This window comes from Intrasporangium flavum, assembly GCF_001956915.1.
Classification (GTDB): domain Bacteria; phylum Actinomycetota; class Actinomycetes; order Actinomycetales; family Dermatophilaceae; genus Monashia; species Monashia flava.
The window spans coordinates 95,505-114,269 of sequence record NZ_MLJO01000005.1 but is presented as its reverse complement, the minus strand read 5'-3'; the positions used below and the strand labels follow the sequence as shown (position 1 = coordinate 114,269).

The following is an 18,765-nucleotide window of genomic DNA, read 5'->3' as shown; positions in this document are numbered from 1 at the left end:
ATGAGCAAGCACACCCTGTCCGTGCTCGTCGAGAACAAGCCCGGCGTCCTGACGCGCGTCGCGGCGCTGTTCTCCCGGCGCGGCTTCAACATCGACTCGCTCGCCGTCGGCCCGACCGAGATCCCCGAGATCTCGCGCATGACCGTCGTCGTCGAGGTCGAGGGCGCGGCCCTCGAGCAGGTGACCAAGCAGCTGAACAAGCTCATCGAGGTGCTCAAGGTCGTCGAGCTCGACCCGACCGCCTCGGTCCAGCGCGAGATCATCCTCGTCAAGGTCCGCGCCGACGCCGCCACCCGAAGCCAGATCGTCGACACGATCCACCTGTTCAAGGCCAAGGTCGTCGACGTCACGACCGACGCCGTCGTCGTCGAGGCGACCGGCAACTCCGACAAGCTGCGCGCCCTGCTCGACGTCCTCGAGCCGTTCGGCATCAAGGAGCTCGTCCAGTCCGGGATGGTCGCCGTCGGGCGCGGCGGCCGCTCCATCACCGACCGCAGCCTGCGCAGCGCCTGAGACCCGCCCGACCAGCAGCACCTGCACCGCACACCGCACCGCACACCCAGCAGAAGGAGAAGGCCACCATGGCCGAGATGTTCTACGACGACGACGCCGACCTGTCCGTGATCCAGGGCAAGAAGGTCGCCGTCATCGGCTACGGCAGCCAGGGCCACGCCCACGCGCTCAACCTGCGCGACTCCGGCGTCGACGTCCGCGTCGGCCTCGCCGAGGGCAGCAAGAGCCGGGCCAAGGCCGAGGCCGAGGGCCTGCCGGTCAGCTCGGTGGCCGACGCCGTCAAGGAGGCCGACCTCGTCGTCATCCTGACGCCCGACCAGGTGCAGCGGACCGTCTACGCCAACGACATCAAGCCCAACCTCAAGGACGGCGCCGCGCTGCTCTTCGGCCACGGCTTCAACATCCGCTTCGGCTACATCAAGCCCGAGGCCGACGCCGACGTCCTCATGGTCGCCCCGAAGGGCCCCGGCCACATCGTGCGGCGCGAGTTCGTCGACGGCCGTGGGGTGCCCGTGCTCCTCGCCGTCGAGCAGGACGCGTCGGGCACCGCGTGGGACCTGGCCAAGGCCTACGGCAAGGCGATCGGCGGCCTGCGCGCCGGCGGGATCAAGACGACCTTCACCGAGGAGACCGAGACCGACCTGTTCGGCGAGCAGGCCGTGCTCTGCGGTGGCGCGAGCCAGCTCGTCATGTACGGCTTCGAGACGCTCGTCGAGGCCGGCTACCAGCCCGAGGTGGCCTACTTCGAGTGCCTCCACGAGCTCAAGCTCATCGTCGACCTCATGATCGAGGGCGGTATCGCCAAGCAGCGCTGGTCGGTGTCCGACACCGCCGAGTACGGCGACTACGTGTCGGGCCCGCGCGTCATCGACCCGCACGTCAAGGAGAACATGAAGGCCGTCCTCGGCGACATCCAGAACGGCGCGTTCGCCAAGCGGTTCATCGACGACCAGGACGCCGGCGCGCCGGCGTTCAAGTCCCTGCGCGAGAAGGGCGCCCAGCACCCGATCGAGGCCACCGGCCGCGAGCTGCGCAAGCTCATGGCGTGGGTCAAGCAGACCGACGCCGACTACACCGAGGGCAGCGCCGCCCGCTGAGGCGCGTCCCCGGACCGGACCTGACGGCCGGCCACCCGTTCGTGGGGTGGCCGGCCGTCGTCGTCCGCGCGCTCCCGACGACCGGTCAGCGGCCGGTGAGCACCGCGGGCTGCTCGGCGAGCCACTCGACGAAGGGGCGGCCCGCGAGGTCGGCGGTGCCGGGCGGCGGCACGGTGCGCCCCCGCGCGAAGGCGTGCATCGTCGCCCCGACGGCCGGCAGGTGCACGACGCGGGGTGCCGACGCGCCACGGTGCGCGCGCACGAGCGTCGCCAGCTCGGGCAGGGACAGCACGTCCGGACCGGCGAGGTCGCGGGCCCGGGTCGGTGCGTCCGGGCGCCGGCCGAGCGCCAGCTCGACGAGCCGGGCGGCGACGGCGTCGGTGTCGACCGGCTGGAAGGCCATGTCGCCGATGGTGAACGTGAGAGGTCCCTTGGTGAGGGCGCGCGCGAAGTACGCTGCGAGAGAATGGAACTGGGTGGCTCGCAGGATGGTTGACGCCCCGCCCGCAGCCAGGATGCCCTGCTCGGCGCGCAGCTTGCGGCGGTAGTACGGGAGCGGGTGGTCGTCGATCCCGACGATCGACACGTGCACGAGGTGGATGCCGCGGGTCGCTGCGGCATCGGCGACCCGGCGGGTGCCGTAGACGGTGACGGCGTCGCCCGCGCCCGTGTCGTCGGCGCAGTGGACGACGGCGTCGGTGCCCTCGAGGACGGCATCGAGGCCCCGGCCGGTCGCGAGGTCGACGCCGGTGCGCCGGCTCGCCGACACGACCTCGTGGCCCCGTCCGGCGAGCCCGCGCACGACGCGGGAGCCGAGGTCGCCGGCACCTCCGGTCACGACGAGTCTCATGCGTCCACGCTAGCCCTCGGTCCCGGCCGGGGGAGCCCGACGGCGACGTGACCTGTCCGCGATCCGGGAACGGGCATCCAGTCCGTGGGACGGCGCCGCTCGCGACCTGCCCGGTTCACATTGTGGTTACAACTCGTGCCAACGGACGACGCAGTCCCTAGACTCGCTCGCGGCACACCGGGGTGCCCCGTCGGCCCGCGTCCCGTCCACGGACGCGCCGCCCCGCCACGTCCGAGAGGGTCCCTCGTGAGCAAGCCCGTCGTCCTCATCGCCGAAGACCTGTCGCCCGCCACGATCGAGGCGCTGGGCCCGGACTTCGAGGTGCGCTCGGTCGACGGGGCCGACCGCGACGCGCTGCTGCCCGCGCTCGCCGAGGTCGACGCCGTCCTCATCAGGTCGGCGACGAAGATGGACGCCGAGGCCATCGCGGCGGGGCGGCGCCTCAAGGTCATCGCCCGGGCCGGCGTCGGCCTCGACAACGTCGACGTGCAGACTGCCACGCGCGCCGGCGTCATGGTCGTCAACGCCCCCACCTCGAACATCACGTCCGCCGCCGAGCTCGCCGTCGGGCTGCTGCTCGCGACGGCCCGCAACATCGCGCCGGCCAATGCGGCCCTCAAGGCCGGCGCCTGGAAGCGCAGCGCCTACACCGGCGTCGAGCTGTACGACAAGACCGTCGGCGTCGTCGGGCTCGGTCGCATCGGGGCGCTCGTCGCCGAGCGCCTCAAGGGCTTCGGCATGCGGATCCTCGCCTACGACCCCTACGCCTCACCCGCCAAGGCCGGCCAGCTCGGTGCCCAGCTCGTCGGGCTCGACGAGCTGCTCGAGCACTCCGACTTCATCACGATCCACCTGCCCAAGACGCCCGAGACGCTCGGGCTCATCGGGGAGGAGGCGCTCTCGAAGGTCAAGCCGACGGTGCGCATCGTCAACGCGGCGCGGGGCGGCATCGTCGACGAGGCAGCCCTCGCGCGCGCCCTCGACGAGGGCCGGGTCGCCGGTGCCGGCCTCGACGTCTTCGCCAAGGAGCCGACCACCGAGTCGCCGCTGTTCGCCCACGAGTCGGTCGTCGTCACCCCGCACCTCGGCGCCTCGACCGACGAGGCCCAGGAGAAGGCCGGCATCGCGGTAGCCCGCTCCGTGCGCTTGGCCCTGGGCGGCGAGCTCGTCCCCGACGCCGTCAACGTCAGCAGCGGCTTCATCGCGGAGGAAGTGCGCCCGGGGATCCCGTTGGTGGAGAAGCTCGGTCGCATCTACACGGCGATCGCTGGCAGCGTCCCGGCGCAGCTGGACGTCGAGGTGCGTGGCGAGATCACGGCGCACGACGTCAACGTGTGGAAGCTCGTCGCGCTCAAGGGCCTGTTCACCGACGTCGTCGAGGACCCGGTCACCTACGTCAACGCCCCCGTGTTCGCCGAGCAGCGCGGCTGCGTCGTGCGACTGGTCACCGACCCCGACTCCGGAGACTTCCGGAACGTCACGACGCTGCGCGGCACCCTCGCCGACGGCACGGTCGTGTCGGTGTCGGGGACCCTGACAGGGCCCAAGAAGGTCGAGAAGCTCGTCGGCGTCAACGGCCACGACCTCGAGGTGCCGCTCTCGGACCACATGCTCGTCTTCGAGTACACCGACCGGCCGGGCGTCATCGGCAACGTCGGCCGCATCCTCGGCGACGCGGCGATCAACATCGGCGGCATGCAGGTCTCGCGCCAGGAGGACCGTGCCATCGGCATCCTCAACGTCGACTCCGCCGTGCCGCCGGCGCTCGCCGCCGAGCTGTCGGACGTCGTCGACGCCAAGACGTTCACCGCGATCGACCTGCAGGGCTGAGCCCTTCGGGCCGGGTCAGTCGGCGTCGGCGGACGCGGCCCGCTCGTTGCGCTGGGCCGGCTCGTCGCCCTCGTCGCCGAGGTCGGCGAGCTCGGGCAGCAGCTCGTGGCGCTTGCTGAACGTGTCGAGGATGGCGAGGGCCACGGCGGCGATGGGGATGCCGATGAGCGCCCCGATCGGGCCCCAGATCGCCGCGCCGGCGATGACGGCGCCGAGGGCCACGGCCGGGTGGACGTCCATGGTGCGCTGGCTGATCCGCGGGGTGAAGACGTAGTTCTCGATCTGCTGGTAGACGGTCGCGAAGATGACGATCCACAGCGCGCTGAGGGGGTTGGCGAGGAGCGTGAAGAGCGCCGGCAGGGCCACCCCGATGTAGGTGCCGATCGTCGGGATGAACTGGCCGACGATGCCGGCGAAGATGCCGAGGGGCAGCCAGAACGGCACGTCGACGAACCAGAAGAAGGCGGCGTGGAAGACCGACGAGAGCGTCGCGAGGAGCAGCTTGGACACGACGTAGCCGCCGGTCTTCTCGACGGAGATCGTCCACACCGTGACGAAGACGCGCTGGTAGCGCTGGGGCAGCCAGGACCCGATGGTCTGGCGCAGCCGGGGGCTGTCGGCCGACAGGTAGTAGGCGAACACGAGGATCGTCAGGGCGTCGAAGGCGAAGGTGAGCACCGAGCCGAACACGCCGAGGATGCCGCCGCCGTACTTTCCGGCGAGCTCGCCGAGCTTGTCGGGCGTCAGCGACAGCGCCTGCTGCAGCTGCGAGAGGTCGAAGGTCGTGTGGAACGTCGCGTTGACCCAGTCGAGCGCGGCGGCCGCGGCCTCGGGCAGCCGGGTGCCCAGCTGCGAGAGCTGCGAGGCGAAGACGGCGCCGAAGAGCTCGGCGAGGCCGGCGAACACGAGCACCATCGCCAGCATCGTCAGGCCGGTGGCCAGGCCCCGCTTGACGCCACGGCGGCTGAGCCACAGCACGATCGGCTCCATCGCGATCGACAGCAGCCAGGCCAGCAGGAGCAGGAAGAGGAACGAGCTCATCGACTGGAAGACCGTGACGCCGACCCACAGCAGCACGAGCGCGGCGAGCGCCGTGGCGACGATGCGCCGGGCGTTGGACGGCGTCACGGCGACCCAGCGGGCGCGTTCCTCGAAGCGCTGCTCCGGGTGCACCGCGTGGGCGGCGTGGACGGCGTGCCCCGCGGGCAGCGACTCGTGGTCCGGCTCGTGCGAGGACGGCGCGGCGTGGGCGCGTCGGTCTCCCGACTCGTGCCCCGGCTGGTGGTCAGCGCTCACCCGCCGAGCGTACGGCGGCGGCCGCGTCGAACGGGGGAGGCCGGAGTGCCGGCCGTCCTCGCGTCGCGTGCGTCACACGCCGGAGGATCTCCTGCACACATGCCGGACGCCGTGTCTCATTTGCTGGAAACCCCCTTTACCCCTCGGTAGCCGCGCGTACCGTCGAACCCATGACGCGGCAGCTCGTACTCCTCATTGCCAGCCGCGGCGAGTCCCAGTAGTCAGCGACCTCGCCGCGGAGATCCCGCGCACCCATCGCTGACGGCTCGCCCACCCGGGCTCGAGCACCTGAGACCACACACGAACTGGCACGAAGGAAGTGATCCCCATGAGCGATGACGCCATGGCCGCCCGACAGGCGCTGCAGGAGTCGATGGACCTGCGCGACCAGGGCCACACGGAGGACTGAGGTCCCGCCGAACCACGACGACGAAGGCCCCCGCCCAGTCTTGGGCGGGGGCCTTCGTCATGTTCATTTGATGAGACGCGCGTTCCACATCACAAGACGGGACCTAGGCTGACGACATGGGAGAGACGCAGGTCAAGGACGCCTACTCGATCGCCGTGATCGGCGGTGACGGCATCGGTCCGGAGGTCGTCGGCGAGGCGCTCAAGGTCCTCGACGCCGCCACGGGCTCCAGCGGCCCGAAGTTCGCCACGACCGACTACGACCTCGGTGCCCGCCGCTGGCACGCGACCGGCGAGACGCTGCCCGACTCGGTCCTCGAGGAGCTGCGTGGCCACGACGCCATCCTCCTCGGCGCCATCGGCGACCCCTCCGTCCCGAGCGGCGTCCTCGAGCGCGGCGTCCTGCTGCCGCTGCGCTTCGCCCTCGACCACTACGTCAACCTGCGCCCCGCCAAGCTCTACCCGGGCGTGGCCAGCCCGCTCGACGTCGCCCGCGTCGCACCCGACGGCATCGACTTCGTCGTCGTGCGCGAGGGCACCGAGGGGCCCTACACCGGCAACGGCGGTGCGCTGCGCGTCGGCACGCCGGCCGAGATCGCCACCGAGGTCAGCGTCAACACCCGCTACGGCGTCGAGCGCGTCGTCCGCGACGCCTTCGCCCGCGCCCAGGCCCGCCCCCGCAAGCACCTGACCCTCGTCCACAAGCACAACGTGCTGACCCACGCCGGGCACCTGTGGCGGCGCACCGTCGAGGAGGTCGGCGCGGAGTTCCCCGACGTGCAGACCGCCTACCAGCACGTCGACGCCGCGACGATCTTCATGGCCACCGACCCCGGGCGCTTCGACGTCATCGTCACCGACAACCTCTTCGGCGACATCCTCACCGACATCGCTGCCGCCATCGCCGGCGGCATCGGCCTCGCGGCGTCCGGCAACATCAACCCGGCCCGCACCACCCCGAGCATGTTCGAGCCGGTCCACGGCTCGGCCCCCGACATCGCGGGCCAGGGCAAGGCCGACCCCACCGCCGCGATCCTGTCGGCGGGGATGCTCCTCGCGCACCTCGGCCTCGAGGCCGCCGCCGCCCGCATCGAGGCCGCGGTCGCCGAGGACCTCGCGCAGCGCGGCGACGCCGTACGGTCCACGACCGCCATCGGCGACGCCGTGGCCGCCCGCCTCTGACACCCCTGACGAGCCGGGCCGGTGCGCGAGCACGACCGGCCCGGCTTCGTCGTCTCACCATGTGGGCGATAGCCTGCAAGAGATCACCGCTGATTGGCTCCCCTGGAGGTTCGAGATGTCCCAGCTGTCCTTCGAGGTCACGCGTCGCGACGCCGTCACGTCGCCCGAGCGCGTCGCCGAGATCCTCCAGAACCCCGGGTTCGGCAAGGTCTTCACCGACCACATGGCCGTCATCGACTGGAGCGCGGACGCCGGCTGGGGCAACGCCCGCATCCAGCCCTACGGGCCCTTCCAGCTCGACCCGGCCGCCGCCGTCCTGCACTACGCGCAGGAGATCTTCGAGGGCATGAAGGCCTACCGGCACGCCGACGGCTCGGTCTGGACCTTCCGCCCCGAGGCCAACGCGGCCCGGTTCGCCCGCTCGGCCCGCCGCCTCGCGCTGCCGGTGCTGCCCGAGGCCGACTTCATCGAGTCGCTGCGCCAGCTCGTCTCCGTCGACCAGGAGTGGGTGCCCGCCGGCGACGCGGGGGAGAAGAGCCTCTACCTGCGCCCGTTCATGTTCGCCTCCGAGGCCTTCCTCGGCGTCCGGCCCGCGCAGCAGGTCACCTACGCGGTCATCGCCTCGCCCGCCGGTGCCTACTTCTCCGGCGGCCTCAAGCCGGTGACCCTCTGGATCTCCACCGACTACGCGCGCGCCGGGGAGGGGGGCACCGGCGCCGCCAAGTGCGGCGGCAACTACGCCAGCTCGCTCGCCGGCCAGCTCGAGGGCATCGAGCACGGCTGCGACCAGGCCGTGTTCCTCGACTCCTCGACGCACACCTACATCGAGGAGCTCGGCGGGATGAACCTGTTCCTCGTCACCAAGGACGGGCGCATCATCACCCCCGAGCTCACCGGCACGATCCTCGAGGGTGTCACCCGCAGCTCGATCCTCGAGATCGCCAAGGAGCTCGACCTGTCGCCCGAGGAGCGCCGCATCCCGATCGAGGAGTGGAAGGAGGGCGCTGCCAGCGGCGAGATCGTCGAGATCTTCGCGTGCGGCACGGCCGCCGTCGTCACCCCGGTCGGTGAGCTGCGCTGGGACGGCGGGTCGGTCGACCACCGCCGCGACGGCCATGAGGACCACTACGCCGAGGCCATCCGCAACAAGCTCCTCGACATCCAGTACGGCCGCGCCGAGGACACGCACGGCTGGCTGACGCGCCTCGTCTGAGGCCACGGCGCCGATGGCAGCCGCCGACGGTGAGGGCGACCCGCGCCCTCACCTGCCCGACTCGGGCCCACCGCGCCTCGTCGCGTCCGACCTCGACGGCACGCTGCTGCACACCGACGGGTCGCTGTCCGGGCGCACGGCCGCGGCCTGGTCGGCGGCCGCCGAAGCCGGCATCGAGACCGTCCTCGTCACGGCGCGGCCACCGCGCTGGCTGCACGACCTCGAGCGGGTCGTCGGTCCACGGGGCACGGCCATCTGCGGCAACGGCGCGTTCGTCTACGAGGTCGCGACGCGTCGGGTCCTCGAGACGCACTGCTTCGAGGGGAGCGTCGTCGACGACGTGGTGGCCGACCTGCGTCGCGCCGTGCCCTCGGTGTCGTTCGCGGCCGAGCGGGCCACCGGCCCGTTCGTCGCCGACGACTACCCGGACCCGCACCGCGACCGTGGCGCCGACCGCGCCGTGCACGGGTCCTGGCGCGAGGTCGCGGCCGAACCGGTCGGCAAGCTGCTGGCGCTGGCCCCGGACCTGCCGGTCGAGGAGTTCCTCGCCGTCGTCGAGGAGGTCGTCGGCGAGCGCGGGCACCTGCACTTCTCGGGGGCCCACGGCCTCGCCGAGATCAACGCACCCGGCGTCACGAAGGCCGCCGGGCTGGAGCGCTGGGCCACGCACCTGGGCATCGAGGCCGCCGACGTGTGGGCCTTCGGCGACATGCCCAACGACCTGCCGATGCTCGCGTGGGCGGGCGTCGGGTGGTCCGTGGCCAACGGGCACGAGCAGGTCCGGCGGGCCGCCGACCGGCAGTGCCCGGCCAACGACGACGACGGGGTGGCGCAGGTCCTCGAGGCAGTCCTCGCGCTAAAGGTTTGATCCAGAACCATTGACGGCGCACCCCGTGCGGGTATGTGATGCCACGCATCACATGACGCGGCGGTCAAAGGTCCGTCGCCTGATGTTTGCGAGGTAGTGCATGAGCGTTCCTCCGTCCCCTCCCGTCGACCCGCCGCTCGACCCGCCCGCCCCGTCCACGCTGGAGCACGACGACGAGGGCATGCTCGCCTCGCTCGGCTACAAGCAGGAGCTGCACCGTGGCATGTCGGGTTTCTCGAACTTCGCCGTGTCGTTCTCGATCATCTCGATCCTCGCCGGCTGCATCACGACCTACTACCTCGCGATGGACGCCGGCGGCCCCCTCGCCATCAACACCGGCTGGCTGATCTGCGGGGCCTTCGTGCTCTGCGTCGCCCTCGCGATGGCCGAGATCTGCTCGGTGTACCCGACCGCCGGCGGCCTCTACTGGTGGGCCGGGCGCCTCGCGCGCCGCAACAAGCGCGAGTGGGCCTGGTTCGTCGGCTGGTTCAACTTCCTCGGCGAGGTCGCGGTCACCGCCTCCATCGACTACGGCGCGGCCCTGACGTGGTCGGCCGTGTGGACGCTCGCCACGGGCGACGCGCTGGAGCTGCCGCAGGTGTTCGTCATCTTCGCGGTCATCCTGCTGCTGCACGCCCTGCTCAACACCTTCGGCGTCAACCTCGTCAATCTGCTGTCGTCGGTGAGCGCGTGGTGGCACGTCGTCGGCGTGGCCGTCATCGTCGTCGCCCTCTGGGTCGCCCCGATCCCGCACCAGTCGCTCGGGTGGACGTTCACGCACTACGTCAACAACACCGGGTTCGCCGGCACCGGAGGGCTCTTCGGCCTGCCGATCTACGCGTTCCTCGTCGGCCTGCTCATGGCGCAGTACACGCTCACCGGCTACGACGCGTCGGCGCACGTCGCCGAGGAGACGAGGAACGCGTCCGTCGAGGCGCCCAAGGGCATCGTGCGCAGCGTCTGGGTGTCGATCATCGCCGGCTCGGTGCTGCTCGTGTCGGTGACCGCTGCGATCCAGGACTACGACACCGCCCGCAAGGCCGCCGACGCCAACGGCCTGCCGCCCGCCCAGATCTTCCTCGACGCCCTCGGCGAGCGCGGCGGTCTGGCGCTCGTCGTCATCTGCGGGGTGGCCCAGTTCTTCTGCGGCATGGCCTCGGTCACCGCGAACTCCCGCATGTCGTACGCGTTCTCCCGCGACAACGCCCTTCCGGGCTCGCCGCTGTGGGCCCGGATCAACCCGCGCACCGGCACGCCGACGAACTCGATCTGGCTCTGCGCCGCGCTCTCGTTCGTCCTGACGATCCCGGCGCTGTGGAACCAGGTCGCCTTCTTCGCTGTGACCTCGGTGGCGGTCATCGGCCTCTACATCGCCTACGCGACGCCGATCCTGCTACGCCGCCTCGACCCCGAGTTCCGCCAGGGACGGTGGAACCTCGGGCGCTGGAGCGCGCCGATCGGGTGGGTCGCGGTCGTCTGGGTCGCGTTCATCGTGGTCCTGTTCCTGCTGCCCCAGTACGCCCCGGGCACGTTCGGCGACCCGACGTTCAACTTCGCGCCGATCACCGTGGCCGTCGTGGGGCTCTTCGCCATCGGGTCGTGGTTCCTCGGCGGACGCCGGCACTTCATGCGCGACGTCCCGGAGGGGCACGACACGAAGCCCGCCGACGAGCTGCTGCTCGACTGAACGGTCGGCATGAGCGAGCACAGGGGATCCCACGAGACGGCGGCGACGAGCCTGCCGGACGCGGTGCTGCGCCCCGCGTCCGGCAACGCCTTCGAGCACGCCGTCGAGCAGCTGGCCCGGGCGATCCGCCTCGGCGTGTTCCCGGACGGCGAGCAGCTGCCGCCCGAGCGCGAGCTGGCCGAGCGCCTCGGCATCGGGCGCAACACCCTGCGCGAGGCCATCGCGGCGCTGCGCGAGTCGGGGCTCGTCACGACGCGTCGCGGCCGCGGCGGTGGCACCTGGGTCACCTACGACGGCTCGGTGCGTGCGGCCACGTGGGAGCCCAAGGACTCTCCGGTCCGCAGCGGCGCGGCCATGCTCGACGCGCTGACCTTCCGTCGCGTCGTCGAGCCCGGCGCCGCCTGGCTCGCGGCGTCGCAGGCCCTCGCCGGCGACCAGCGCGCCTGGCTGGTCGACAGCCTCCGCGACGTCGACGAGGCACCCGACGCCGCGGCCCACCGCGTCGCCGACTCGCGGCTGCACCTGGCGATCGCGACCCTGTCGGGCTCGCCGATGCTCGTCGACGCCGTGACGCGCGCCCAGGCGGCCCTGCACGACATGCTGACGGCCATCCCCGTCCTGACCCGCAACATCGAGCACTCGAACAGCCAGCACCACGACGTCGTCGCGGCGATCCTGCGAGGCGACCCGGACCGCGCCCGGGCCGTCATGGAGGAGCACTGCGACGCCACCTCCGCCCTCCTGCGCGGCCTCATCGGATAGGACAGCCCACCATGGCACCAGCACCGAGGTTCACCCTCGACGAGCTCCGGTCGGAGATCGAGGACGGCACGATCGACACGGTCGTCGTGGCCTTCACCGACATGCAGGGCCGGTTGCAGGGCAAGCGCCTGCACGGGCACTACTTCCTCGACCACGTGCTCGAGGACGGCACGGAGGGCTGCAACTACCTGCTCGCCGTCGACGTCGACATGAACACCGTCGAGGGTTACGCGATCTCCTCGTGGGAGCGCGGCTACGGCGACATGTTCTTCGACCTCGACCTCGACACCCTGCGCCGCACCCCGGGCACTCCGCACTCCGCGACCGTGCAGTGCGACCTCACCTGGCTCGACGGCAGCGGTCCCGTGGTGCAGTCGCCCCGGTCGGTGCTCAAGGCCCAGGTCGACCGGGCCGCGGCCATGGGGATGGCGGCGCACTGCGGCACCGAGCTCGAGTTCATCGTGTTCCAGGAGTCCTACGAGCAGGCCTGGGACGCCGGCTACACCGGCCTGACGCCCGCCAACCGGTACAACGTCGACTACTCCATCCTCGGTGGCGACCGCGTCGAGCCGCTGCTGCGCGAGATCCGCAACGAGATGTACGCCGCCGGGGCCGTCGTCGAGAGCGCGAAGGGCGAGTGCAACCTCGGCCAGCACGAGATCGGGTTCCTCTTCGACACGGCCGTGCGCACCTGCGACAACCACGTCGTCTACCGCAACGCCGCCAAGGAGATCGCCGCCCACCACGGGCAGTCGATCACGTTCATGGCCAAGTTCGACCAGCGTGAGGGCAGCTCGTGCCACATCCACCTGTCGCTGCGCGGGCTCGACGGCGAGACGGTCTTCGCCGACGACCAGCGAGAGCACGGGCACAGCGCGATGTTCGAGCACTTCCTCGCCGGCATCCTCGCCACGCAGCGCGAGCTGACCTACTTCTACGCGCCGAACATCAACTCCTACAAGAGGTTCGCGTCGGCGAGCTTCGCCCCGACCGCCGTCGCGTGGGGCCGTGACAACCGCACGTGCGCCCTGCGCGTCGTCGGCCACGGTGCGGCCCTGCGCGTCGAGAACCGCGTCGGGGGCGGTGACCTCAACCCCTACCTCGCCGTGGCGGCCATGCTCGCCGGAGGCCTGCACGGGATCGAGCAGCAGCTCGAGCTCGAGCCCGCCCTCGAGGGCAACGCCTACACCTCCGACAAGCCCCACGTGCCCTCGACGCTGCAGGAGGCGCGCGACCTGCTCGCGGGCTCGGCGGTCGCGCGGGCGGCCTTCGGCGACGAGGTCGTCGACCACTACGTCAACGCGGCCGACGTCGAGATCACGGCCTTCAACGCCGCCGTCACCGACTGGGAGCGCCGCCGCGGCTTCGAGCGCCTGTGACCCCGCCCACCGACACGAGGACGAAAAGCATGACCACGACGCACGACGTCATCAACCCGGCCACCGAGCAGGTGGTGCGCTCCGTCGAGCTGGCCTCCCTGGAGGACGCCGACGCCGCGATCGCCCGTGCGGCAGCGGCCTTCCCGGCCTGGCGCGACGTGGCACCCGGCGACCGGGCGCTGCTGCTGCGCCGGTTCTCCGACCTCGTCGGCGATCACCAGGAGGAGCTGGCGCGGCTCGAGGTGGAGAACGCCGGCCACACGATCGGCGACGCCCGCTGGGAGGCCGGCAACGTCCGCGACGTCCTCGCCTACTACGCCGGGGCCCCGGAGCGGAACCTCGGCCAGCAGATCCCGGTCTCTGGCGGCATCGACGTCACGTTCCGCGAGCCGCTCGGCGTCGTCGGCATCATCGTGCCCTGGAACTTCCCGATGCCGATCGCCGGCTGGGGGTTCGCGCCGGCGCTCGCGGCCGGCAACACCGTCGTGCTCAAGCCCGCGGAGCTGACCCCGCTCACGGCGATGCGCCTCGGCGAGCTCGCCCTCGAGGCAGGGCTGCCCGAGGGCGTCTTCACCGTCGTGCCGGGCAAGGGCTCGGTCGTGGGGGAGCGGTTCGTCACCCACCCGCAGGTGCGGAAGGTCTGCTTCACCGGGTCCACCGAGGTGGGCCAGCGGATCATGCGCGGCGCCGCGGACCAGCTCAAGCGCGTCACCCTCGAGCTCGGCGGCAAGAGCGCCAACGTCGTGTTCGACGACGCCGACCTCGAGCTCGCTGCGGCCCGGGCGCCCTACGGGGTGTTCGACAACGCCGGCCAGGACTGTTGCGCCCGCAGCCGGATCCTCGTGCAGCGCAACGTCTTCGACCGCTTCATGGAGCAGTTCGAGACGGCCGTGCGCGGCGTCGTCGTCACCGACCCGACCGACGAAGCCGCCGAGATGGGACCGCTCATCAGCGCCGACCAGCACGCCCGCGTGCGCTCGTACGTCGAGGACGCGTCGGAGGGCGTCGAGGTCGCCTTCCGCGGCGAGGCCCCCGAAGGGGCCGGGTACTGGTATGCGCCGACGGTGGTGCTGCCGCGGGCCACGAGCGACCGCGTCTGGCAGGAGGAGGTGTTCGGCCCGGTCGTCGCGGTCATGCCGTTCGACGACGAGGCCGACGCGGTGGCCAAGGCCAACGACACCGCCTACGGGCTCTCCGGCTCGATCTGGACCCGCGACGTCGGACGGGCCCTGCGGGTGGCGCGTGGCGTCGAGGCGGGCAACCTCTCGGTCAACTCCCACAGCAGCGTGCGTTACTGGACGCCGTTCGGCGGGTTCAAGCAGAGCGGCATCGGGCGCGAGCTCGGACCGGACGCGCTCGAGCCCTTCACCGAGGTCAAGAACGTCTTCATCTCGACCGACTGAGACCCACGACCCAACCCGCGACACCCCCGACCAATCACGACGACCACGACAGAACGGCAAGGAAAGAGGACTCATGGCAGGCAGGCTCGACGGCAAGGTCGCGGTCATCACGGGCGGGTGCTCCGGCATCGGCCTGGCCACGGTGCGGCGCTTCGCCGAGGAGGGCGCGAAGGTCGTCATCGGCGACCTCGACGAGGCCAACGGCCCCCGCATCGCGCAGGAGGTGGGTGGCACCTTCGTCCGGACCGACGTCGTGAGCAAGGAGGACGTCGACGCGCTCTTCCGCACCGCCAAGGACACCTACGGCTCGGTCGACATCGCCTTCAACAACGCCGGCATCTCCCCGCCCGAGGACGACTCGATCCTCGACACCGACCTCGACGCCTGGCGCAAGGTGCAGGAGGTCAACCTCACCTCGGTCTACCTGTGCTGCAAGGCCGCCCTGCCCTACATGCTCGAGCAGAAGAAGGGCTCGATCATCAACACGGCCTCGTTCGTCGCGGTCATGGGCGCGGCGACGAGCCAGATCTCCTACAGCGCGAGCAAGGGCGGCGTCCTGTCGATGAGCCGCGAGCTCGGCGTGCAGTTCGCCCGCGAGGGTGTGCGCGTCAACGCGCTCTGCCCCGGCCCGGTCAACACGCCGCTGCTGCAGGAGCTCTTCGCCAAGGACGAGGAGCGGGCGGCGCGGCGGCTCGTCCACGTGCCGATGGGCCGGTTCGGCGAGCCCGAGGAGATGGCCAACGCCGTGCTCTTCCTCGCCTCCGACGAGTCGAGCTTCATCACGGCCTCGACGTTCCTCGTCGACGGCGGCATCTCCGGCGCGTACGTCACGCCGCTCTGACCTTCACCGGGAAGGAGGAGGAGCCTTGTCCGACAGACCGGTCCGCCCGATCATCGGCATCACCGCGTACGTCGAGCCGGCGACCCGCGGGGACTGGGTCGACGTGCCCTCGACGCTCGTGCCGCACAGCTACGTGCGCAAGGTCGAGGAGGCCGGCGGCATCGCCCTCGTCGTGCCGCCGCGCCTCGACGGCTCCGAGGGCCTCGCGCGCGAGGTGCTCGAGCGGCTCGACGGCGTCGTCATCGCGGGCGGGGCCGACGTGGCTCCCGAGCTCTACGACGCCGAGCGGCACCCGACGGTCCAGGCCTCGCGTCCGGACCGCGACGCCACCGAGGTCGCCCTCGCCCGGGCCACGGCGGAGCTCGACGTGCCGGTCCTCGGCATCTGCCGGGGCATGCAGGTCATGGCGGTGGCGGCGGGCGGCTCGCTCGAGCAGCACACCCCCGAGCGCGTCGGGCACGACGAGCACTCGCCGGGCCCCGCGACCTACGGGAGCCACCCGGTGCGCACCGTGGCCGGCACCGTGCTCGCCGACGTGCTCGGCCCGGCCGTCGACGTGCCGAGCTACCACCACCAGTCGGTGCTGAGCCACCCCGGCTACGTCGCGTCGGCCTGGGCCGACGACGGCACCCTCGAGGCCATGGAGGACCCCTCCGGCTCCTTCCGCCTCGCGGTCCAGTGGCACCCCGAGGAGGGAGCGGACCCGCGGCTGTTCGAGGCGCTCGTCGCTGCGGCCCGGGTCCGCGCCGAGGGCAGGTCGGCGCGTGGCTGAGCTCCGACCCAAGGTCTCCGCGACGGCCGGGGGCGCTGCTCCCGCGCGCCCGGTCGTCGCGGTGTCGGCCCACGAGGAGCGCGTCGTGCGCCAGGGGGCGCGCGAGCCGTCCTCCGTGCGGCTCGCGGGCAGCCGCTACGTCGACGCGCTCGGACGCGTCGGCGCCGTGGCGCTGCTCGTGCCCGCCCGCGACGACCTCGACGACGCCACGGCCCGACAACTCGTCGCGTCGGTCGACGCGCTCGTGCTCACCGGGGGCGGCGACGTCGCCGGCCACTGGTTCGGCGAGCCGGACCACCCCGAGATCGGCCCGGTCGACGCGGCCCGCGACGTCACCGAGCTGGCCCTGGCCCGGGCGGCGCTCGAGGCGGGCCTGCCCGTCCTCGGCGTCTGCCGGGGCATGCAGGTCATGGCGGTGGCGGCGGGCGGCACGGTCGAGCAGCACCTGCCCGACCGGCTCGGCCACGACGACCACCGCGGTGGCGCGGGGCCCGACGGGCTCCACCGGCACGAGGTCGCGACGGTCGCGGGCAGCCGCGCCCGCGCGCTCCTCGGCCCCTCGTTCGCGGCGCGCTGCCACCACCACCAGGGCGTCGGCGCCCTCGGCCCGTTCGTGGCCTCGGCCTGGTCGGCCGACGGCGTCTGCGAGCTCATGGAGCTGCCGGCTGACAGGAGCGAGGGGAGCGCCTTCGCCGTCGGCGTGCAGTCGCACCCCGAGACGGTGCCGGACGACCGGCTCTTCGCCGCCCTCGTGGACGCCGCGCGCTCGCGAGACGCCGGTCCCAGCATCCGGACCGGGTGTTTCGAGGACGTTTCGACCGCCCTACATTGACGAGCGTGACGACGCACCTCGTGCCCACCAGCACGCTCATTATCGACTAGCGCGACGAGACAACCCTCGTCGCGCAGACCTCCCGCACCTCGGGGGGTCTTTTTGTTTCCCGAACCACCGTGACGGAGACCGCGGCCCACGCCACACCCCGGCGCAGGCGGCACCCGGCCCACCGGCCCGATGACGAGCACCCGAGAGCGACGCACACGGAGCCATCCCCGAGATCGAGGACAATGAAGGTCATGGAAGCGCTGCACGTCTACGACACCACCCTGCGCGACGGCGCCCAGCAGGAGGGTCTCAACCTGTCGGTGTCGGACAAGCTGGCCATCGCCGCGCTGCTCGACGACCTCGGGGTCGACTTCATCGAGGGTGGCTGGCCGGGCGCCAACCCGAAGGACACCGAGTTCTTCGAGCGCGCCCCGGGCGAGCTGCGCCTGCGCCACGCGACGCTCGCCGCCTTCGGGGCCACCCGTCGGGCGGGGGGCGCCGCGGCGCAGGACCCCCTCGTGCAGGCCCTCGTCGACTCCGGCGCGTCGGTCGTGTGCCTCGTCGCCAAGTCGCACACCGGCCACGTCGAGCGCGCCCTCAGGACGACGCTCGAGGAGAACCTCGCCATGGTCCGCGACACCGTGTCGCACCTCGTGGCCGAGGGCCGACGCGTGTTCGTCGACTGCGAGCACTTCTTCGACGGCTGGCACCTCGACCACGACTACGCGCTCTCCGTCGTGCGCACGGCCCAAGAGGCCGGCGCCGAGGTCGTCGTGCTCTGCGACACCAACGGCGGCATGCTGCCCCACCAGGTCGAGCAGGTCGTCGCCGACGTCATCGCCTCCACCGGCGCGCGCATCGGGGCCCACTGCCACAACGACACCGGCTGCGCGGCCGCCAACTCCGTCGCCGCGGTGCGCGCCGGAGCGACCCACGTGCAGGGCACCGTCAACGGCTACGGCGAGCGCACCGGCAACGCCGACCTCGTCACCGTCGCGGCCAACCTCCAGTTCAAGCTGGGCCTGCCCGCCATGGCGCCGGAGTCCTTCCGGCGCGCCATGCACATCGCCCACGCGATCAGCGAGGTGACGAACGTGCCGGCCTACAGCCGCCAGCCCTACGTCGGCGCGAGCGCCTTCGCGCACAAGGCGGGCCTGCACGCGAGCGCCCTCAAGGTCGACCCCGACCTCTACCAGCACATGGAGCCCGAGCTCGTCGGCAACGGGATGCGGACGCTCGTGTCCGACATGGCCGGCCGGGCCAGCATCGAGCTCAAGGCCCGCGAGGCCGGCCTCGACCTGTCCGAGCGCCCCGACGTCGTCGCGAGCGTCCTCGCCGAGGTCAAGGACCTCGAGCTGCGCGGCTGGACCTTCGACGCCGCCGACGCCACCGTCGAGCTGATGATCCGCGAGGCCCTCGAGCCCGGCTGCACGCACTACTTCGAGGTCGAGTCGTGGCGCGTCATCACCGACTCCTCGGGCACCGGCGACGCGACGTCCGAGGCCACGGTCAAGCTGCGCGCCGACGGCTCGCGCCTCATCGCCACCGGTGAGGGCAACGGTCCGGTCAACGCCCTGGACCACGCGCTGCGCGACGCCCTCTCGCGGGCCTACCCCGAGATCGAGAAGCTCGAGCTCATCGACTTCAAGGTGCGCATCCTCGACGCCTCGCACGGCACCGACGCCGTCACCCGCGTGCTCATCGAGACCTCCGACGGCGAGACCTCGTGGGACACCATCGGCGTGGCGGGCTCGATCCTCGCGGCGTCGTGGCGCGCCCTGACCGACGGCATCGTCCGCGGCCTGATCCGCCAGGGCATCCCGCGCCGTTGACCGCCGCTG

At 71.9% G+C, this 18,765-nt stretch carries 17 protein-coding genes; 15 read left to right on the top strand and 2 right to left on the bottom strand.

Going from position 1 to position 18,765, the window contains the following annotated elements; genetic code table 11:
* Positions 1–513: an acetolactate synthase small subunit gene (gene ilvN / locus BIV28_RS05255; protein ID WP_076259910.1), complete on the top strand. Its 513-nt coding sequence runs from the start codon at positions 1–3 to the stop codon at positions 511–513.
* Positions 514–581: 68 nt separating this feature from the next.
* Entirely contained in the window at positions 582–1,610 is a 1,029-nt protein-coding gene (ilvC, locus tag BIV28_RS05250) for a ketol-acid reductoisomerase (RefSeq protein ID WP_076259908.1), read from the top strand.
* Between the two features lie 85 nt (positions 1,611–1,695).
* Here the strand turns inward: ilvC and BIV28_RS05245 are convergent, their stop codons facing one another.
* Positions 1,696–2,460, bottom strand: a complete 765-nt coding sequence (locus tag BIV28_RS05245; protein WP_076259907.1) for an SDR family oxidoreductase — start codon at positions 2,458–2,460, stop codon at positions 1,696–1,698.
* Between the two features lie 246 nt (positions 2,461–2,706).
* Between BIV28_RS05245 and serA the strand changes: the two genes are divergently transcribed.
* Positions 2,707–4,290, top strand: coding sequence for a phosphoglycerate dehydrogenase (gene serA / locus BIV28_RS05240; RefSeq protein ID WP_076259905.1), 1,584 nt, complete (start codon positions 2,707–2,709; stop codon positions 4,288–4,290).
* A 15-nt stretch (positions 4,291–4,305) separates the two neighbouring features.
* Here the strand turns inward: serA and BIV28_RS05235 are convergent, their stop codons facing one another.
* Positions 4,306–5,586 (bottom strand): AI-2E family transporter, encoded by a 1,281-nt coding sequence (locus BIV28_RS05235; protein ID WP_076259904.1) that lies wholly within the window; start codon positions 5,584–5,586, stop codon positions 4,306–4,308.
* Positions 5,587–5,914: 328 nt separating this feature from the next.
* Between BIV28_RS05235 and BIV28_RS05230 the strand changes: the two genes are divergently transcribed.
* From BIV28_RS05230 to cimA, 12 genes are all read left to right on the top strand, one after another.
* Entirely contained in the window at positions 5,915–5,995 is an 81-nt protein-coding gene (locus BIV28_RS05230) for a 3-isopropylmalate dehydrogenase (RefSeq protein WP_141821957.1), read from the top strand.
* Positions 5,996–6,111: 116 nt separating this feature from the next.
* Positions 6,112–7,176, top strand: coding sequence for a 3-isopropylmalate dehydrogenase (locus tag BIV28_RS05225; RefSeq protein ID WP_076259901.1), 1,065 nt, complete (start codon positions 6,112–6,114; stop codon positions 7,174–7,176).
* A 115-nt stretch (positions 7,177–7,291) separates the two neighbouring features.
* Positions 7,292–8,389, top strand: coding sequence for a branched-chain amino acid aminotransferase (locus tag BIV28_RS05220; RefSeq protein ID WP_076259899.1), 1,098 nt, complete (start codon positions 7,292–7,294; stop codon positions 8,387–8,389).
* Between the two features lie 13 nt (positions 8,390–8,402).
* The gene (locus BIV28_RS05215) at positions 8,403–9,257 is read left to right on the top strand and encodes an HAD family hydrolase (RefSeq protein ID WP_076259897.1); all 855 of its coding nucleotides are present in this window, start codon (positions 8,403–8,405) and stop codon (positions 9,255–9,257) included.
* Between the two features lie 100 nt (positions 9,258–9,357).
* Positions 9,358–10,944 carry an amino acid permease gene (locus tag BIV28_RS05210; RefSeq protein WP_076259895.1) on the top strand — a complete coding sequence of 529 codons (1,587 nt, stop codon included), beginning with the start codon at positions 9,358–9,360 and terminating at the stop codon, positions 10,942–10,944.
* Positions 10,945–10,953: 9 nt separating this feature from the next.
* Positions 10,954–11,706: a FadR/GntR family transcriptional regulator gene (locus BIV28_RS05205; protein WP_076259893.1), complete on the top strand. Its 753-nt coding sequence runs from the start codon at positions 10,954–10,956 to the stop codon at positions 11,704–11,706.
* An 11-nt stretch (positions 11,707–11,717) separates the two neighbouring features.
* Positions 11,718–13,085 carry a glutamine synthetase family protein gene (locus tag BIV28_RS05200; protein WP_076259891.1) on the top strand — a complete coding sequence of 456 codons (1,368 nt, stop codon included), beginning with the start codon at positions 11,718–11,720 and terminating at the stop codon, positions 13,083–13,085.
* A 29-nt stretch (positions 13,086–13,114) separates the two neighbouring features.
* Positions 13,115–14,488: an aldehyde dehydrogenase family protein gene (locus BIV28_RS05195; RefSeq protein ID WP_076259890.1), complete on the top strand. Its 1,374-nt coding sequence runs from the start codon at positions 13,115–13,117 to the stop codon at positions 14,486–14,488.
* A gap of 73 nt (positions 14,489–14,561) precedes the next feature.
* Positions 14,562–15,329 (top strand): 3-oxoacyl-ACP reductase, encoded by a 768-nt coding sequence (locus BIV28_RS05190; protein ID WP_076259888.1) that lies wholly within the window; start codon positions 14,562–14,564, stop codon positions 15,327–15,329.
* 25 nt (positions 15,330–15,354) lie between these two features.
* A complete protein-coding gene (locus BIV28_RS05185) occupies positions 15,355–16,101 on the top strand; it encodes a gamma-glutamyl-gamma-aminobutyrate hydrolase family protein (protein WP_076259886.1) in 747 nt (248 codons plus the stop codon).
* Positions 16,094–16,933 (top strand): gamma-glutamyl-gamma-aminobutyrate hydrolase family protein, encoded by an 840-nt coding sequence (locus BIV28_RS05180; RefSeq protein WP_076259884.1) that lies wholly within the window; start codon positions 16,094–16,096, stop codon positions 16,931–16,933. The genes BIV28_RS05185 and BIV28_RS05180 overlap by 8 nt, the downstream gene beginning before the upstream one ends.
* A 242-nt stretch (positions 16,934–17,175) precedes the next feature.
* Entirely contained in the window at positions 17,176–18,756 is a 1,581-nt protein-coding gene (gene cimA / locus BIV28_RS05175) for a citramalate synthase (protein WP_076259980.1), read from the top strand.
* The last annotated feature ends 9 nt before the right edge of the window (positions 18,757–18,765 follow it).

What these genes read in the sequence shown, in the direction of transcription:
- cimA (WP_076259980.1), top strand. Translation starts at nt 17,176, where the DNA reads ATGGAAGCGCTGCACGTCTACGACACCACCCTGCGCGACGGCGCCCAG.
- BIV28_RS05190 (WP_076259888.1), top strand. Translation starts at nt 14,562, where the DNA reads ATGGCAGGCAGGCTCGACGGCAAGGTCGCGGTCATCACGGGCGGGTGC.
- ilvC (WP_076259908.1), top strand. Translation starts at nt 582, where the DNA reads ATGGCCGAGATGTTCTACGACGACGACGCCGACCTGTCCGTGATCCAG.
- BIV28_RS05200 (WP_076259891.1), top strand. Translation starts at nt 11,718, where the DNA reads ATGGCACCAGCACCGAGGTTCACCCTCGACGAGCTCCGGTCGGAGATC.
- BIV28_RS05205 (WP_076259893.1), top strand. Translation starts at nt 10,954, where the DNA reads ATGAGCGAGCACAGGGGATCCCACGAGACGGCGGCGACGAGCCTGCCG.
- BIV28_RS05210 (WP_076259895.1), top strand. Translation starts at nt 9,358, where the DNA reads ATGAGCGTTCCTCCGTCCCCTCCCGTCGACCCGCCGCTCGACCCGCCC.
- ilvN (WP_076259910.1), top strand. Translation starts at nt 1, where the DNA reads ATGAGCAAGCACACCCTGTCCGTGCTCGTCGAGAACAAGCCCGGCGTC.
- BIV28_RS05230 (WP_141821957.1), top strand. Translation starts at nt 5,915, where the DNA reads ATGAGCGATGACGCCATGGCCGCCCGACAGGCGCTGCAGGAGTCGATG.
- BIV28_RS05195 (WP_076259890.1), top strand. Translation starts at nt 13,115, where the DNA reads ATGACCACGACGCACGACGTCATCAACCCGGCCACCGAGCAGGTGGTG.
- BIV28_RS05220 (WP_076259899.1), top strand. Translation starts at nt 7,292, where the DNA reads ATGTCCCAGCTGTCCTTCGAGGTCACGCGTCGCGACGCCGTCACGTCG.
- BIV28_RS05225 (WP_076259901.1), top strand. Translation starts at nt 6,112, where the DNA reads ATGGGAGAGACGCAGGTCAAGGACGCCTACTCGATCGCCGTGATCGGC.
- BIV28_RS05245 (WP_076259907.1), bottom strand. Translation starts at nt 2,460, where the DNA reads ATGAGACTCGTCGTGACCGGAGGTGCCGGCGACCTCGGCTCCCGCGTC.
- BIV28_RS05215 (WP_076259897.1), top strand. Translation starts at nt 8,403, where the DNA reads ATGGCAGCCGCCGACGGTGAGGGCGACCCGCGCCCTCACCTGCCCGAC.